This is a genomic window from Saccharicrinis sp. GN24d3, from assembly GCF_052400645.1.
GTDB lineage: Bacteria > Bacteroidota > Bacteroidia > Bacteroidales > Marinilabiliaceae > Saccharicrinis.
In genome coordinates, this window is the sequence record NZ_JBQTGI010000016.1 from 1 (window position 1) to 16,435 (window position 16,435).

12 protein-coding genes are annotated in these 16,435 nt (G+C 38.4%); 5 read left to right on the forward strand and 7 right to left on the reverse strand.

Features of this window, described 5'->3' with window-relative positions; all coding sequences use genetic code 11:
- Nucleotides 1-23: 23 nt before the first annotated feature.
- From ACT29I_RS18095 to accC, 6 genes are all read right to left on the reverse strand, one after another.
- On the reverse strand, nt 24-2,141 hold the full coding sequence (locus tag ACT29I_RS18095; protein WP_444794062.1) for a polysaccharide lyase family 8 super-sandwich domain-containing protein: 2,118 nt from the start codon (nt 2,139-2,141) through the stop codon (nt 24-26).
- Nucleotides 2,142-2,319: 178 nt separating this feature from the next.
- Entirely contained in the window at nt 2,320-2,997 is a 678-nt protein-coding gene (locus tag ACT29I_RS18100; RefSeq protein ID WP_444794063.1) for a haloacid dehalogenase type II, read from the reverse strand.
- 870 nt (nt 2,998-3,867) lie between these two features.
- Nucleotides 3,868-4,830: a transaldolase gene (gene tal, locus ACT29I_RS18105; protein ID WP_444794064.1), complete on the reverse strand. Its 963-nt coding sequence runs from the start codon at nt 4,828-4,830 to the stop codon at nt 3,868-3,870.
- 33 nt (nt 4,831-4,863) lie between these two features.
- Nucleotides 4,864-6,399, reverse strand: coding sequence for an acyl-CoA carboxylase subunit beta (locus ACT29I_RS18110; protein ID WP_430936104.1), 1,536 nt, complete (start codon nt 6,397-6,399; stop codon nt 4,864-4,866).
- A 46-nt stretch (nt 6,400-6,445) separates the two neighbouring features.
- On the reverse strand, nt 6,446-6,964 hold the full coding sequence (locus ACT29I_RS18115; protein WP_444794065.1) for a biotin/lipoyl-containing protein: 519 nt from the start codon (nt 6,962-6,964) through the stop codon (nt 6,446-6,448).
- A gap of 95 nt (nt 6,965-7,059) precedes the next feature.
- Entirely contained in the window at nt 7,060-8,565 is a 1,506-nt protein-coding gene (gene accC / locus ACT29I_RS18120) for an acetyl-CoA carboxylase biotin carboxylase subunit (protein WP_430936108.1), read from the reverse strand.
- 221 nt (nt 8,566-8,786) lie between these two features.
- Here accC and ACT29I_RS18125 point away from each other — a divergent pair, with 221 nt between their 5' ends.
- The 3 genes from ACT29I_RS18125 (at nt 8,787) to ACT29I_RS18135 (ending at nt 11,308) form a co-directional block, all read left to right on the forward strand.
- On the forward strand, nt 8,787-9,293 hold the full coding sequence (locus tag ACT29I_RS18125) for a ferritin (RefSeq protein WP_444794066.1): 507 nt from the start codon (nt 8,787-8,789) through the stop codon (nt 9,291-9,293).
- Nucleotides 9,294-9,538: 245 nt separating this feature from the next.
- Entirely contained in the window at nt 9,539-10,018 is a 480-nt protein-coding gene (locus ACT29I_RS18130; RefSeq protein ID WP_444794067.1) for a PaaI family thioesterase, read from the forward strand.
- Between the two features lie 6 nt (nt 10,019-10,024).
- A complete protein-coding gene (locus tag ACT29I_RS18135; protein WP_430936114.1) occupies nt 10,025-11,308 on the forward strand; it encodes a voltage-gated chloride channel family protein in 1,284 nt (427 codons plus the stop codon).
- 104 nt (nt 11,309-11,412) lie between these two features.
- On the opposite strand, the gene ACT29I_RS18140 is transcribed toward ACT29I_RS18135, so the two are convergent.
- Nucleotides 11,413-11,988 (reverse strand): hypothetical protein, encoded by a 576-nt coding sequence (locus ACT29I_RS18140; protein WP_444794068.1) that lies wholly within the window; start codon nt 11,986-11,988, stop codon nt 11,413-11,415.
- Nucleotides 11,989-13,096: 1,108 nt separating this feature from the next.
- Between ACT29I_RS18140 and ACT29I_RS18145 the strand changes: the two genes are divergently transcribed.
- Together ACT29I_RS18145 and ACT29I_RS18150 are read left to right on the forward strand one after the other, a co-directional pair.
- The gene (locus tag ACT29I_RS18145; protein WP_444794069.1) at nt 13,097-14,374 is read left to right on the forward strand and encodes a carbohydrate porin; all 1,278 of its coding nucleotides are present in this window, start codon (nt 13,097-13,099) and stop codon (nt 14,372-14,374) included.
- A 172-nt stretch (nt 14,375-14,546) separates the two neighbouring features.
- Nucleotides 14,547-16,397 carry a T9SS type A sorting domain-containing protein gene (locus ACT29I_RS18150; RefSeq protein ID WP_444794070.1) on the forward strand — a complete coding sequence of 617 codons (1,851 nt, stop codon included), beginning with the start codon at nt 14,547-14,549 and terminating at the stop codon, nt 16,395-16,397.
- The last annotated feature ends 38 nt before the right edge of the window (nt 16,398-16,435 follow it).

Genomic DNA, 16,435 nt, shown 5'->3' on the forward strand with positions numbered 1-16,435 from the left:
GACAAATAATTTGGGTGAAAAAATTATTTTGTAATTAACATTACAGAGCTTTTCTTTCCTTTTTCATAGCTATTTTCAGGAGGTGTGATATCAAAAAATGTAACATCACCCGCAATATTAGAACGCTGAGCACCTTTCAACCGGTACTTGCCGGTAATTCCAAAAGAAAGTATTTTCAGCTGTTGCGTGGGGTCTACCGCTTCTATTGTCCATCCATCATTGTATTTATTCAAACATAATAAACAAGGGGACTTTATAATTAGCTTTTGCTGATTTCCAATTTCGACTTCGCAGGGCTCAAAAGCGCTTATGGCAAGTGTTTTACCTTGATTAAAGCTTAGAGCGTGAACTTCGTTTTTATGAGCTATATTCGCACCCAATCGATTCTTAATAACTTCTTTAACCTCCTTTGCAGAAATCCCCACAACACAAACATACCCATATTTTCCATTATTTGGTTTCTCGCCATGATTCACTTCGAGATCAAAAATATCTTTAGAAATCAAACTATCGGTATGCCATGTCAGTATCCTTTTCCAGGTGCCGGATTGTACGTCCTGTCTGACATTTAATTGTTGATCACATAAGCTCACGTAAGCTATGCTATCGTGCCATACAGATGTGATTCTGCCTTTATTTTTAGAAACTACAACATCACCATTTTTATAGCATTGATTAATGGTAGTTACCACATCAAAGTTTCGGTTGGTACTAATGGCTGATCCTAAGGCATAAACCTTGTTGCCAATAAAAAAATAGGATTTATTCGCCTGTAGGCTATCTCGGCGGTATTTGAAAGCAGTGATGCCCACATCCTTACTTTTTAAACCTCCGGCAAAATAAGATCCGTTTTTATATCCCGACCAAGTTAAAACAGGGAGTTTGGCTGTATCCTGCACTGTAGTGGTTCCGGGTAGTTTTTTCCAATTCCACACGGGATAAATTTCATGGTATTCATCACCCCGGCGATAGATAAGGTTGGTCCCATCACCTAAATAATATCCCAGTTGATTTTCGCCATTGCCGGCTTCGGCTCCGATTATTCGTTGTGACGACATCCGGACCGCAGAAAAAAACGAACCTGTTCGATACAGACTGTAATCAGAATTTCGAAAATGAATGTACTCTCTGGGAGCAGCGCATGGATTGTCTTGGGTGTCAAATTTGTTAAATACTTTCTCCAGTTTTTTGTAAATTTCATATTTGGCCATTGGGCCACGATACTTTTTGCCGTTTACCATCTCGGGAAAAATCTGGCGTCCCGTTGCTAAAGTCTCGTATTTTCCTTTGTATACCACTTTTTGCTGGCCTTCGAACATTAGTTTTCGCATCAGGTCCACTTTTTCCGAAGAAAAAGCAATGTCCGTATTGTTGAAAATGAACATCCACTTAATCATATCTTCTGCAAAATGCAATCCATAGTTTCCAAACTGAGGTTGAGGGCCGTGTTGATGAAATGAATAGTCAGGCTGAATACCCTCTTGATAGGGCTTTGAAAGAACCAGAACGGACTTAATGGTATCGGCTGCGGCGGTTACCAAACTGTCGTTACCACGCACTAATTCACGCATTAAAACATTTCCACTAAGCCATATCTTATTTTGTCCCGTCATGCGGATTTTAGATTTATCCATTACTTCTAACGATTTGGTCATTGTGGAATCAGGAATGATAGATTCGCAAATGATGAGCGTTGGTCCAATGTTTTGGGGGACACCTATTTCCTGTTGCCACCAGTTGTGGCTATAAAAATGGTTGTAACTCCAATAGTTTAATCCGCCAACAATTGATTCAGCTATTTCATCCAATTTGTAATACTTACTGTTTGTATTTTCATATGCTGTGGCCAGCGTAATCAGTCGATTCAGATGTTCTCGTGGCTTCCAGTTGCTTCTGCGGTGCATATTATAATCAATATCGCTAAAAGAAAAATCATTATTCATACTTTCAAGTACGTTTTGTACCTCTCTGTCGCTAACCGCCTCAAGCAAATAAAAATCTCTTAAATTTTGTTTCAGTTTAACCCAATTGCCTGCATAAATAAGTTGACTGGAAAAAATTAATGCGATAATTAAAACATGCTTAAGAATTCTCATGAGGGATAATCGTTTCTGTTGTTTTAAGTTGTCTATGTTCAACATTTCTGTATTATTTAATTACTGGCGGAGTGATATGAATATACGTTGACGGTTTTGTTGATGAAAGTTTGGTGTTTGATGGCGATTTTCAACCGAACCGTTACTTAGTTCGAACGGACGGCAAACATTCATGTATTGGCGTTTATCCGCCATTACAATATACAAATTGATGGCAATAGTTTTAATCCTTCGTCTCTAATCTTAGTGATAATTCAGTAAGTTCATTAATTATTAGTGTTGGTTCAATTCCCCAGGGGTCAAAGATTGAGTCTTTAGTCCGTCGAATCCAAGCTGAATACATTCCAAATGAAACTGCTCCAATCACATCAAAAGGATTGCTTGATATTAACCATGAATTCGTTTTTGTGGAACTTGTTTCCTTATTGAAATGCGCATATACCAAAGGATTGGGCTTAAAGGACTGCACGTTTTCAACACTTACAATACCATCAAATAAGTCAACAATCCGGGCAGTTGTTAACAATTTTCGCACAGCCTTTTCACTTCCATTCGAAAATGCAAATAATCGATGTCCGGATTCTTTTAGATTTTTCAATGCAGCCTTTACATCAGGAAAGGCGGGTAAGATGGTATACTCATCCATTAAAGCTTCTTTCTGTTTTTTATTCAGATCAATCCCGTACATCTGGCAGCAGTATTCCAATGAATCCTTGGTGCATATTGAAAAGTCAGTGTATTTATCCATTAATCCGCGTCTAAAAGAATATTCTAACTGTTTATTTCTCCAGTCATCCATAAAGGGTTTTGCATGCGCTCCAATCATGCTTTTTAAAGAGTCATAAATTCCAGATGTATTTATTAATGTACCGTAAACATCGAATGCCAAGGTGTATTTCATGCTATGTAATTTGTTGTTTAGATTATCCTCAAAAGGATTTTGACTTTGTCAAATGTAATTGAATCAAGAATCCCGATGTAAGCTTCGCCATAACGCTAATGTTTATGCCAGATGGTTGGATGGTTTATCTAACAAAAAACAATTTTCTATTTGTTTTATTAAGCGTTTAGTCCAAATATAGAAGAAATTAACCCAACGCCGACTAATAATAGTCTTAGATAATCAAATTTGACCCATTTATTAACCAGTTCTTTCAATTAGATTGGATCAAATCATTCATTGGTACATAAACCATAATTGTGAATAAAAATGCAATTATATTTACAAGAGTGCATGTGAGAATCAGTAACCTTGTTGTTTTACTTTCTCTCCAAACCGATAGTAGTGCCCATTAGTTTACTATGAAAACGCTTACCATAAATGGAAGAAAATATGCCTTAGGAGTAGTTTATCAGTAAAAATCCCTATAGTTTGAGATGTTACCAATTTCACCGTATTACTAATTTGGCACATTAGCCACTACGTCAAAACGATGCCGTGCTCAAAAGAAACAAAAAAGGATTACCCCTGCCCAAATTAATACTTTTGAAGTACCTTAAATAATGATGTATTTAACTGTTACCTAAGTTTTATTTGTTCATTAATGACACAGGTTTTTACAATCAAAGTATCAGGCATACACCATTTTAAATTGAGCTTACTAAGGATACACTTATCATGGATGGAGGAAAATATACTTTAGGTGTCGTATTCCAATAAGTAAGCGTTTAGAGATGTACCCGATATATAACAAAATATAATGGCACCTTTATATCATATATTTGCGCTTGGGATTGCATTTGTTGCTCCAAAAAAACCAATTTCACCGTATTAATTGTCTAGCAATTTCATCAGCACACTTTCAAGTTTAATTATATCGGCACTAAAGCTTCTGATACCTTGGGCAAGTTTCTCGGTGGCCATAGCATCCTCATTCAGCATCCACCTAAATCTTTTTTCATCTATATCTATCCTTTTAATCTCCTTTCGTCGAGCGGCAGAAGCAGACAGTTTTTTATCTATTTTTTTCGATGAATTTTCAAGTTCGCCAAGTAAAGCAGGTGAAATCGTTAAAAGGTCGCAACCTGCCAGTTCCAATATCTCTCCCGTATTTCGGAAGCTGGCACCCATTATTTCCGTGTCATATCCAAACTTTTTGTAATAGTTGTAGATTTCAGTAACGGAATGCACCCCGGGATCATCTATGGGATCGATATGGTCTACGCCCCGTTCTTTTTTGTGCCAATCACAAATACGACCAACGAAGGGCGATATAAGCTGAACCCCTGCTTCGGCGCAAGCTATGGCCTGAGCCAGGTTAAACAATAGGGTGAGATTGCCGTGTATTCCCTCTTTTTCCAACACTTTGGCAGCCTTTATGCCTTCCCACGTCGAGGCAATTTTAACAAGTATTTTACTGCGGTCGATACCTGCATTTTCATACAGGGAGATGATTTCCCGAGCTTTAGATATGATGCCGTTTGTGTCAAAGCTTAGCCTTGCATCCACTTCCGTGGAAACCCTGCCCGGAACTATTTTTAATATTTCCAGTCCAAAGTTCACCGCCACTTTATCCAAGGCAAACCCAAGTTGCATTTCAATAATATCCGTTTTTGTTTTGGCATATTCCAATGCATCAAGTATTAAAGGCTTGTATTGGGGAATAAGTGCAGCCCTTAAAATAAGCGAAGGGTTTGTTGTTGCGTCAATGGGTTTAAAAGATTTCATGGATTCAAAATCTCCCGTATCGGCAACAACTTTTGTAAACTGTTTTAATTGATCCAGCGTGTTCATAAAAAACCTTTAGTCTTACTATAAATTTAAGAATTATAAAGGCATATTTCCATGTTTTTTTGCAGGATTTGTTTCGCTTTTGTTCTGTGTCATATCTAAGGCTTGAATCACCTTTATTCTGGTTTCACGTGGCATAATTATTTCATCGAGATACCCTAATTCGGCTGCCCTGTATGGATTGGCGAAGTTGTCTCTGTAATCGTCGACTCTTTTAACACGTTCTTGCGGATCCTCGTTCCTAAAAATAATATTAACGGCTCCCTCGGGTCCCATAACGGCTATTTCGGCAGTGGGGTAGGCCAGGTTGATATCGGCCATTAAATGTTTGCTGGCCATCACATCGTATGCGCCACCATATGCTTTTCGTGTGATTACGGTTATTTTCGGCACAGAAGCCTCAGCATACGCATAAAGCAACTTGGCACCATGTTTGATAATACCCCCATATTCCTGGGTAGTTCCTGGCAAAAATCCGGGAACATCAACAAAGGTCACCAAAGGAATATTAAACGAATCGCAGAACCTGACAAACCGTGCTGCCTTAATGCTTGAATTGATATCCAATACGCCAGCCAAAAATGCGGGTTGATTGGCCACTATTCCAACCGAACGGCCGTTGAACCTGGCAAATCCTGTAATCATATTTTTGGCATATTGCGGCATCACCTCCAGAAAGTGCTTGTTGTCAACAACGGTACGAATTAAATCCAGCATATTGTAGGGCTTGTTCGGATCTGCGGGAACCAATTCCTGAAGGGACTCATCTTTACGGTCTATTTTATCACCTGTAGGGATGATGGGCGTTTCTTCCATGTTGTTAGACGGCAGAAAACTAAGTAGTTCCCGTATCATCATAAGCGTATGTTCGTCATTATCGCCTAAAAAATGAGCCACGCCGCTTTTTGAGTTGTGTGTAACCGCTCCTCCAAGTTCCTCCTTGCTGACCTCTTCGTGCGTAACGGTTTTAATTACTTCGGGCCCTGTAACAAACATATAGCTGCTGTCTTGCACCATGAATATAAAGTCGGTTAAAGCCGGGGAGTACACAGCCCCACCGGCACATGGTCCCATGATAGCTGAAATTTGCGGAATAACACCAGACGCTTTTACGTTCAAATAGAATATGTCGCCATAACCTGCCAGGCTTTGAACGCCCTCTTGAATGCGTGCACCGCCGGAATCGTTCAGTCCAATTACTGGGGCGCCCATTTTAAGTGCAAGCTTATGTACTTTTATTATTTTACTGGCATTGGTTATGCTCAATGAGCCTCCAAAAACAGTGAAATCCTGTGCAAAAACATAAACCAAACGTCCATCGACTTTGCCATATCCCGTTACCACTCCATCGCCCGGTATAACTTGTTTCTGCATATCGAAATTATGGCAGGAATGGGTGATCATCTTATCCAACTCAACAAAGGTGTTGGGGTCAAGAAAAAGGTTAATCCTTTCCCTCGCCGACAGCTTGCCTGCACTATGTTGTTTGTCAATTCGTTTTTGTCCTCCACCAATCTCTGCTTCCTTATTTTTGTCCTCGTAAATTTTATACTTTTCGTTTAATGATTGCATATGATTAACTTAAAGGTTTTTTAATAGATTTGAATTAAGGGGGATATCATTTTGTGTGCGGATCAATTTCGACCAGGGGCACACCGCCGTCAATGGTATCCCCTTCGGAAACATGAATTTTTGATACGACGCCCGAAATGGGTGCTTTGTATTCGCTTTCCATTTTCATGGCAGAAACGATAAGGGCCGTTTGGCCTTCTTCAATAAGATCACCTTCTTCAACGAGAATTTTTACGATTCTTCCCGGCATAGGGGATTCAATGATCTGATCGTTACTTTTGAGACCATTGGACTGGCTTGTTTTATAACGGGTAACTGGATCGATAACATCCACAGAAAAATGGTCGGTTCGCGTATTTACTTTATATTGGTTTGGATTGTCTCCTTCAATCATTTCCAGGTTAACGGATTGACCTTTGTATAATACGGAATATACGGATGATTCGACTTGCATCACATCTAAATGATATTCTTTGCCATCTATTTTAACATGATAAGCACTGCCATTTTGTTGAAGTACTTCTATCTTTGTTTTTCTATCGTTTATTTTTAGTTCTAAAGGCATGATACATTTATTTTAATTTTAAATAGCTGAATGGAACTCCAGAAAAATACTATCATGTTAATTTGCGAATTAATTATCTGCTCCGGCCATGCCGGTTAAAATCTTAACATATTCCTTTTCTTTCCAAATTCCTTCCAGGGCGAACGTTTGTTAGTAACGTTATCCTGAACCTTCGTTTGTTGTTTCTTCATAAAATCCAGATAGGTTACAAACATGGCAATGTCCTGGCACTCCAGTTCGCAAGGCTCGTCAATCTCAAGATATTCTTCGTTTTTTTCGATAAAATGCGTGTTGTATTTTCCGTTTTTAAAATCAGGTGTGTCCATGATTTTCTCCAGAAACGGGATAGAGGTCTTTACCCCGGTTATCTTATATTCATACAATGCTCTTTTCATTCTGTCTATGGCTTCTTTCCTGGTTTTTGCCCAAATAATCAATTTTGATATCATGGGGTCATAGTAGATTGGAATTTCGTAACCCTTGTACACATATCCGTCTGTTCTGACTCCCAGGCCATGAGGTTCACTTATGTGCTTGATCAAACCGGGATTGGGCATGAAATTATTTTGCGGATCTTCGGCATAAATCCGACATTCGATGGAATGGCCGTGCATGATAAGATCATTTTGTTGATAGCTCAAAGTTTTGCCGTCGGCAATGTTTATTTGTTCTTTAACGATATCTATGCCGGTAACCCTTTCAGTAATCGGGTGCTCAACTTGCAGGCGGGTGTTCATCTCCAGAAAGTAGAAATTGTGCTTGTCATCTACCAAAAACTCGATGGTGCCGGCGCCTATATAATTAACGGATTGTGCAGCTTTAATGGCATATTGTCCCATAGTTTCCCTCAGTTCAGGGGTCATATGGGGCGATGGGGTTTCCTCTACTACTTTTTGATGGCGCCGTTGGACGGAGCACTCCCGTTCGAAAAGGTGAATCGTGTTGCCATGTTGATCAGCCAATATCTGGAATTCGATGTGATGCGGTGACTCGATGTATTTCTCGATATAAACCGTGTCGTCGCCAAAGGCCGATAAGGCTTCCGATTTTGCCATGTTGTAGGATGAATCCAGGTCGGCTTTATTTTTAACCAGCCTCATACCTTTTCCCCCACCCCCTGCAGAAGCTTTTATCATTAGCGGATATCCTATTTCGTTGGCAACGGAATGAAGTTCCTCCATTGAACCGAGCGATTTTTTTGTTCCCGGTACAACCGGAACACCGGAACTCTCCATCAACTTTCGGGCAGTAACCTTATCGCCCATGGCAGATATGGCGTCGGGGTTTGGGCCAATGAACAAAATGTCGTTTTCCACAATTTTTCTGGCAAATTCGGCATTCTCGGATAAAAAACCGTAGCCGGGATGAATAGCATCTACCTGAGCTTTTAATGCTACATGTATAATGGTATCCATTTTTAAGTAACTCTCGTTTGATGGAGAAGGACCAATACAGTAGGCCTCATCTGCATATCGTACATGCATGGATGTTCGGTCAGCTTCGGAGAAAACTGCCACAGATAAGATTCCCATTTCGCGACAGGAACGCATGATGCGCACCGCTATTTCGCCTCTGTTTGCAACAAGGATTTTTTTTATCATCAATTTTCACTTAACAACTGCATAAGATATGAACTTATTTCGAGAATTAAATACTTGTGTGTCTTTTATTTATTTGGGGATGATTAAAAAAAACAGCTTTAATGGGTTGTGTAGAAGTATTCTAAATAACTAACAGTAAAGCGAAAAAACATACTTTTTTATCCGAATTATTATAATTTTGACCATAGGAAAGAAAATAATAATAGATAAAAAATAGGATTATGTTGAAAAAACCGGTAGAAGATATTTTGGTAAGACAAATCGAAAGGGAGGCGTACTCGTCTAATTTATATTTGTCAATGGCCTCATGGGCTGAAACAAACGGATTTGGTGGAGTTTCGGAATGGATGTATGCCCAGGCCGAAGAAGAAAAGATTCACCTATTAAAATTTATGAAATACGTTAACGAAAGAGGTGGGAAAGCTGTAATTCCTGCAGTAGAACAACCACCTGCAGAATTTGCCAATGTGGAGGAGATTTTTGAGCAGACCTTAGAACATGAGCGGTTTGTGAGCGAAAGCATTAACGAAATTGTTGGCGTTTGTTTGGATGAAAAAGATTTTACGACACACAACTGGATACAATGGTTTGTAAACGAGCAAATTGAGGAAGAAGCTTCTGTTACGAATATCATCGATAAACTGAAGTTGTTAAACGGACAGAATCTTTATTTATTTGATCGCGACGTGGTGGGCATGAGAGGTGCTATACCTGGAAGTCAGCAGTAGTTCAGTCTACGTTCAGTATTTGGTAGCCCATAGTCCGGTCAAAAGTCAATAGTAACTATTTTTCATTACCATAACTATTGTTTTATGATCATTGGTTTATGCTAATAAGGGCGTAAGGCGAAGAATAGATAGTTTCTTGGATGTATTGAAACGTAAGCTAACAAATAAAACAAAAGGCCGGAAGGGAGTTATTCTTTTCCGGCGTTTTTGTTCATTGTAATGTAAAAACCACTAATTTTGGGCGCATGAGAAAGATTATCAATCCGTTTGTAAATAGCAAACAGCACGATTATAAGTGTTTTGGTTGCTCTCCCCTAAATAATATTGGGTTACAATTAGAGTTTTGGGAAGATGGGGAAGAGGTGGTTTGTAAGTGGATTCCCGGGAAACAGTTTGAGGGTTATAGGAATGTGGTGCATGGCGGAATTCAAGCTACCCTGCACGATGAAGTGGCCAGTTGGGCAGTGTATACGCAATGCAAGACTGCAGGTGTAACTTCCAACCTGAGTGTACGATACAAGAATCCGCTTATGATAACGGATGATGAAATTACCATACGAGCCCGTGTTGAAAGCGTGAACCGACGATTGGCTGTTTTTGAAACAACTATTGAGGATAGTCAGGGTAAGGTTTGTTCCATAGGGAAAGTAACCTATTTTCTTTTTCCTCAGGATATAGCCAAAGACAAATATCAATATCCCGGTGAGAATGCTTTTTACGAATAATCTATTATGAGTCTTAAAAAACGGCTAAAACAAAATATTCCCCAAGGTTTTATCCCTTCTCTGGTGTATTTGGGCAAGTGGATTTTGCTTTGTGGAATAGTGGGTTTGCTGGCAGGTTCTGCTTCGGCCATTTTTTTAATTGCATTGGAATGGGCTACCAACTTGCGTGAAAGTAATTTCTGGATTATTGCTTTTTTACCATTGGGAGGATTGGTAATTGGTCTGGTTTACCATTATTTCGGACAATCGGTGGTAAAAGGAAACAACCAGATATTGGAAGAGTTTCATAGTCCTAAAAAAATTATTCCGTTAAAGATGGCGCCCCTTGTATTATTGAGTACCGTGGTAACCCACCTTTTCGGAGGTTCAGCAGGGAGGGAGGGGACGGCCATACAAATGGGAGGTGCCATTGCCGACCAGTTTACAAAGATTTTTAAATTAAAGCCCGAGAATAGGAAAATATTATTGGTGACCGGAGTAAGTGCAGGTTTTGCATCTATTTTTGGAACACCATTGGCGGGAGCCGTATTTGCCCTTGAAGTATTTGTGGTGGGCAGGATGCGTTACGATGCCATTATCCCCAGTTTTTTAGCTGCCGTGTTTGCTAATGAGGCAGCCCATCTATGGCCTATTCATCATACATATTACGAAATTCCTTTTGTCCCTGATTTATGGGCGCCACAATTGTTGTGGGCTCTGTTGGCTGGCGTGAGTTTTGGTTTGGCCGGAATGCTTTTTTCCAATGCGACACATTATTGGGGAGCCTTCTTTAAAAAGATATTGAAGTACCCTCCTTTAAGACCAGTCGCAGGTGGCGTTGTTATTGCAGTTGCGGTATGGTTAATTGGCTCAACACGATGGATAGGTTTAGGTGTGCCTGTCATTTTGGAATCCTTTGAACAGCAGTTGCCATTTACCGATTTTCTACTCAAAATTTTGTTTACCTCATTTACTTTAGGAGCCGGATTTAAAGGTGGGGAAGTTACTCCGCTCTTTTTTACTGGCGCTACCTTAGGGAGCGCGCTTTCGTTGTTTATCCCTTTGCCGGTTGCACTTTTGGCAGGAATGGGTTTTGTAGCGGTGTTTTCCGGTGCTACTAACACTCCTATTGCCTGTACTTTAATGGGAATTGAGTTGTTTGGTTCTGAGGCAGGTGTGTTTATTGGGATAGCATGTGCCACGGCTTATTTGTTTTCGGGACATACAGGCATTTATGGAGAGCAGGTTATTGGGAGTCCTAAAAACTTCTTGTTTGGTTCGCACAAAGGAAAGAAATTGAATCAATTGTAAAGTAAAAGCAGTAATTGTATGGGTATCAATTACTGCTTTGGGACAATATATTGCATTATATAGGAATTGAGCTTTGTATTTTGAGAACCAAATAATACAGCAGTTTATTTTAGTGCTAAAATTTGTTCTGTACATACAAAGGCATCAATGTTGGTCATCCAACTTTCTATAGCAAGCTCCGGTTCGTTTTCATCGATGATGAAAGCATATTCATTTGTCATCCAGTATTCTAGTGCCAACCCGGTTTCAATTTCAACCTCAAAAGCATCAACGTCCATCATCCATTCTTCAAGTGCTAACGCTGGTTCGCTTAATTCTGACCTATAAGCTTCCATATTTGTCATCCACAATTCAACTGTAAGTTCGGGTTCCATTGTTTCGGGAATATAAGTATTCACATCAGTCATCCAGGATTCTATAGCTAAGGCAGGTGCCTTATTATCGTCTTCTACAAAAGTTTCGAGATTTAACATCCAACCTTCAACTTCTAATGTTTCTTCAAAATCGTTTTCGTATAATGAGCTGATTAGGTATTCAAAATTGGAAGTGATCACAGGTTTAACTGGCATAGGTTCCATTCTTGATAATCCGGATGCCCATACAGTGGTTGACAAAACCATAAAAGAAAGTGCAAGAGCAAAAGTGTTTCTGATTCGGGTTTCTACATTTAAAGTTCTCATGGTGCTTATATTTTTAGTTTTTTTAAATCACGTTTTGAGTTATTTCAATAGGTGTGCCAATGTTTGTATATTACATTCAATCAGAGTTATAAAATAGATATTGTAAATACTGGAATGACCTTAAGTTGTACGGCTTTGAAACAACAGGGTGTACGAAATTGAACACAAAAGAATTGGGTTCAAACAGAATCTTTATAAAATTAGGTTATCACACCGGCAGAGTCTAATATAGCTTGTTGCCTAGCAAGCTATAGATTAAAGCCTATTAATTAAAGCGATTCTGTTTAATAATAGTAACTTATTCATTAAACTTTGTTCAAGTGTTTTATGATCTCAAAACATTAATCATGGACAAACGAAGGGTTCATTTCCACCATAAGTGTTTTAGCGAAGATTACATAGTGTTTTAAGGCTGTCCGATGTGGGTTTGATTAACAACCGTTTAGTTTGCCGGATTCTACATTAGAACTTCGTTATGAACATGGGAAGGGCAATAAAACGAGGCATTGCATCGTTCCGGTGAGATAAAGTGAAGTGACGAAGTGCCTTGTTTAGAGGTAGTTTCAATGTTTATTGGATTTTATAATTCATACTTACGGATTTATACCACATTATACAATTCGGAATACATATATATCGTGTGAATGCTGTGAATAAAATAATACAAAAATCATTATTCGGTTTCATCATATTGGCAATTGGAAAATAACTGGATATTGCATCAGAAATAGAGGTATGTGGTGGAAATGGTGTTTAAAAGTAAATTCCCTGACAGTTTGATGAAGGGTGCTGATAGTTTGCTTATTATGGTTACATTTATAGGTGACGATTTGAGTGAGTGATCCGGCTCTGTTCCGCGTGACAAATACTGGGTCTGAAATTGGTAACAGAAAAAAATTATTAAGTAAAGTGTGGTTTATATAATGAAGTAAGAATTGACGTATAAAATCCGAAAACAAAGACTCAAGTAAACAGATGTAGAGAGCTGAAAGATAACTTTTTATGAACCTGTTAATTCCATTGAAGTAAACTTGCAAATTCTATCGGATATAAATAAAATTAAGGATAGAATAAGATAAATACATTTGAAAGTTAAAATTATAATGAGATGAAAAATATTTTGTTATTTATAGTTTTGATTATACCAGTTTGGCTGAATGCTCAAGGAACTGATACAACTCTCACCAAGAAAGTTCATTATTTAGAAATACAATTAGATTCTTTACAGAGAACTATTGTTGCAATGGACAAGGAAATGCAGGACATAAAACAAAGTATCTTTGATGGGAATTCAGGTATTGACCGGGTATTAGCTGTTATTGGAGTAAAAGATGTTGAATCCGCGAGCTTCGAAACACGTTCCCGTTACAAAAGAATAGATGACCTTTTAAAGGTAATAGAACAGCGCCCCGGACAGTTGATGTTTAATGGAAACATAACAGCAATCAACCAATTTTCCTTAGATAAAAAGGTGAAAGAATCATATGGAACAGGGTCATTTGATATTTTTGTAACCACATTTATCAGAAAAGGAGCCTTGTTATTTGTTGATTTGGAGGCTGTTGGTGGAAATGGGCCTGATATTTTATATCCAACATTCTCTGGTTTAAATGGTGATGCAGGCTCTACTCAATCTCCGGATAGTATCGACCGACTAAATGTATTGGAAGTGTGGGGGGAATTTACCCTGTTTAAAGAAATCATCACGGTTACCATTGGCAAAATTGATATTACTAATTATTTTGACATTAATGCCTCTGCTAATGATGAAACGATGCAATTTATTACGGGCTCTTTTATCAATAATTCATCGTTTGCTGTACCGTCAAATTCACCAGGAATTCGTTTAAGAACAACCATTTTAAATCGATATCGTATTCAGTTTGGCTTATCAAGTCGGGACAATGCAGGAGATAAGCTTTTTCATGATTTATACAAGATTGCAAGTCTTGGGTGGACATTTGCACCGGGGACCGGATTTGAGTCCAATATACGCATGTATGGTTATCAGGTACCCGGCACCGACGAAGATTGTGGTTTTGGCGTAAGCTTTGACAAAGTGTTTTATGATAAGTATAATATTTTTGGGCGTTATGGATTAAATCAAGATTCTCTGGCAAATGATTGGGGTGTAAAATCATCATGGAGTGCTGGATTCAGGTTTGTGCAAACTTTAAAAAAGCAACCATTGGCGGTAGGTATTGCGTATGGAGAAAATTATCCAGCCGAAAAGACACTGCAAAATGAAAAGTTAACCGAGCTTTATATTAGACTGCAATTGAATAATTGGGTTAGCATATCGCCGCATTTTCAGTACGTATGGAACCGTCACGGAACAAATAATGAATTAAATGTTCTCGGGTTTCGAACAAATTTTAACTTCTAATATTACGAGTAGTAATAAAGTAGCAATATGGACAGACTGTCGTTGGCGGTACTTGTATTTTCCCTCACCCACAGCATAAGTAAATTGATAGTGAATAAATAGGAATCTGAATTAGAATATGCTAAATTTATTTGGCGAAATTACACGCAGGGATAGGTTTAATGCTTAAAATATGAAAAAAAGATTTTTTATTTTAGGTTTGCTTGCATTGGTGGTATGCAGTTTTATTTATATGATGAGTAGTTTGCCCTCAGAAACTTCTACTTTATTTTCCGGTTCCGGAAATTGTGCCTTATGCCATTCCGGTTCAGATGGGGTATTGATAAATTCTGTTGGGAGAGATGTTTCTCCAATATATCATTGGCAGTCGAGTATGATGGGCAATTCAGCTAAAGACCCTTATTGGCTGGCAAAAGTGAGTTCTGAGGTTGAAGAAAATCCGCATTTAAAAGAGATGATAGAGGACAAATGTGCTACTTGTCATGCACCTATGGGTAGAACGGAAGCCATTTATAATGGGCAAACGTATTATAGTCTTATTGAAGTTTTGTCAGACCCTTTAAGTCAGGATGGGGTGAGTTGTACGCTTTGTCATCAAATCGAACCTGATAATTTATCTTCCGAAGAAAGCTTTTCTGGTAATTTTATTGTTGAGCCTTTAAAAAATATTTTTGGCCCTTATGAAAACCCATTTACCGTATCGATGGTAAATATTGCAGGGTATACACCTGTGCATGGGGTACATATTGAGTCTTCGGCACTGTGTGCCACATGTCATACACTGTTTACTCCATACGTTGACCAAGATGGTAATGTGGCGGGCTATTTTCCAGAGCAAATGCCGTATTACGAATGGTTGAACAGTACTTATCCGGAACAAGGTTTGTCCTGTCAGAAATGCCATATGCCACGTGTAGATGAAGATTTTACAATTTCCTCCTTGCCTCCAAATTTGCAAAACAAACGCAATCCGGTTTTTGAACATCATTTTGTAGGCGGCAATACAGTAGTTAATTCAATGCTGAAAAATAACTATGCTGAGCTGGGAATAAACAGCGCAGTTCCGAATCTCGATACCACCGCTTATTATGCCCTGAAGAACTTGAAGGAAAACACCGTCGAACTTAATGCCAATGCTGCTTCTGTCGATAATATGGTGTCGGTAAATATAGAATTGAGGAATAAAACAGGGCATAAATTACCTACCGGATTTCCGAGCAGACGCATGTGGATTCATTTTATAGCAAAGGATAATCAAGGAGAGATTATTTTTGAATCGGGTAAATATGATAGTCAGGGTAATATTCTTACGCAAGCAGGTTTTGAAGAGCATCATGATACAATTTCCAACGAAGATAATGTTCAGGTTTACGAAGCAGTTTTAGGAAATGCCCAGGATGAAGTTACAACTGTTTTACTGGAGTCTTCACAGTATTTAAAAGACAACAGAATACCGCCTGTTGGATTCAATACAGATCAACCATACTACAACCTTATTGCCATTACGGGTAAGGCTAATGATGATGTCAATTTTAATAAAAGTGAAGATGGGGTTGAAGGTTCCGGTTATGATCGAATTACGTACCTGTTTCCTTTTTCCGGAAGTACGTTAAACTTTAGCATAGAAGTATGTTATCAAAGTATCAAGCCCAATTTTGTAAGTCATTTATCTGAGTCCACAACCGATGAGTCAAATCGTTTCAACCGAATGTTTAATGATGATAATTTGCCAAAAGTAGAAGTTATTTCGTTTTTAGAAGAACAGGTATTGTTTACCAGTATTAAAAATATTGAATCATTAGCGTGGGAGATTTATCCAAACCCTTCAAATGACGAGGTGTTTTTAAATGGAAAATTCGATTGGCCAGTAAGTTATTTCATATACGCATTAAACGGAAAACTTATTTCGAGCGGAAAAATTGATCATCCATTAATTTCTTTTCAAAATCTAATGAATGGTACATATATCTTAAAACTAGAATCAGGACAACTTAAAAAATCTTTCAAAATGGTTTGTTATTAACGGTGAAACGGACTTGAGATAAGATTCGATCAAAAGTT

Excerpts from the sequence above, each read along its gene's own strand:
- ACT29I_RS18095 (WP_444794062.1), bottom strand. The coding sequence starts at position 2,141 with ATGTTGAACATAGACAACTTAAAACAACAGAAACGATTATCCCTCATG.
- ACT29I_RS18100 (WP_444794063.1), bottom strand. The coding sequence starts at position 2,997 with ATGAAATACACCTTGGCATTCGATGTTTACGGTACATTAATAAATACA.
- tal (WP_444794064.1), bottom strand. The coding sequence starts at position 4,830 with ATGAACACGCTGGATCAATTAAAACAGTTTACAAAAGTTGTTGCCGAT.
- ACT29I_RS18110 (WP_430936104.1), bottom strand. The coding sequence starts at position 6,399 with ATGCAATCATTAAACGAAAAGTATAAAATTTACGAGGACAAAAATAAG.
- ACT29I_RS18115 (WP_444794065.1), bottom strand. The coding sequence starts at position 6,964 with ATGCCTTTAGAACTAAAAATAAACGATAGAAAAACAAAGATAGAAGTA.
- accC (WP_430936108.1), bottom strand. The coding sequence starts at position 8,565 with ATGATAAAAAAAATCCTTGTTGCAAACAGAGGCGAAATAGCGGTGCGC.
- ACT29I_RS18125 (WP_444794066.1), top strand. The coding sequence starts at position 8,787 with ATGTTGAAAAAACCGGTAGAAGATATTTTGGTAAGACAAATCGAAAGG.
- ACT29I_RS18130 (WP_444794067.1), top strand. The coding sequence starts at position 9,539 with ATGAGAAAGATTATCAATCCGTTTGTAAATAGCAAACAGCACGATTAT.
- ACT29I_RS18135 (WP_430936114.1), top strand. The coding sequence starts at position 10,025 with ATGAGTCTTAAAAAACGGCTAAAACAAAATATTCCCCAAGGTTTTATC.
- ACT29I_RS18140 (WP_444794068.1), bottom strand. The coding sequence starts at position 11,988 with ATGAGAACTTTAAATGTAGAAACCCGAATCAGAAACACTTTTGCTCTT.
- ACT29I_RS18145 (WP_444794069.1), top strand. The coding sequence starts at position 13,097 with ATGAAAAATATTTTGTTATTTATAGTTTTGATTATACCAGTTTGGCTG.
- ACT29I_RS18150 (WP_444794070.1), top strand. The coding sequence starts at position 14,547 with ATGAAAAAAAGATTTTTTATTTTAGGTTTGCTTGCATTGGTGGTATGC.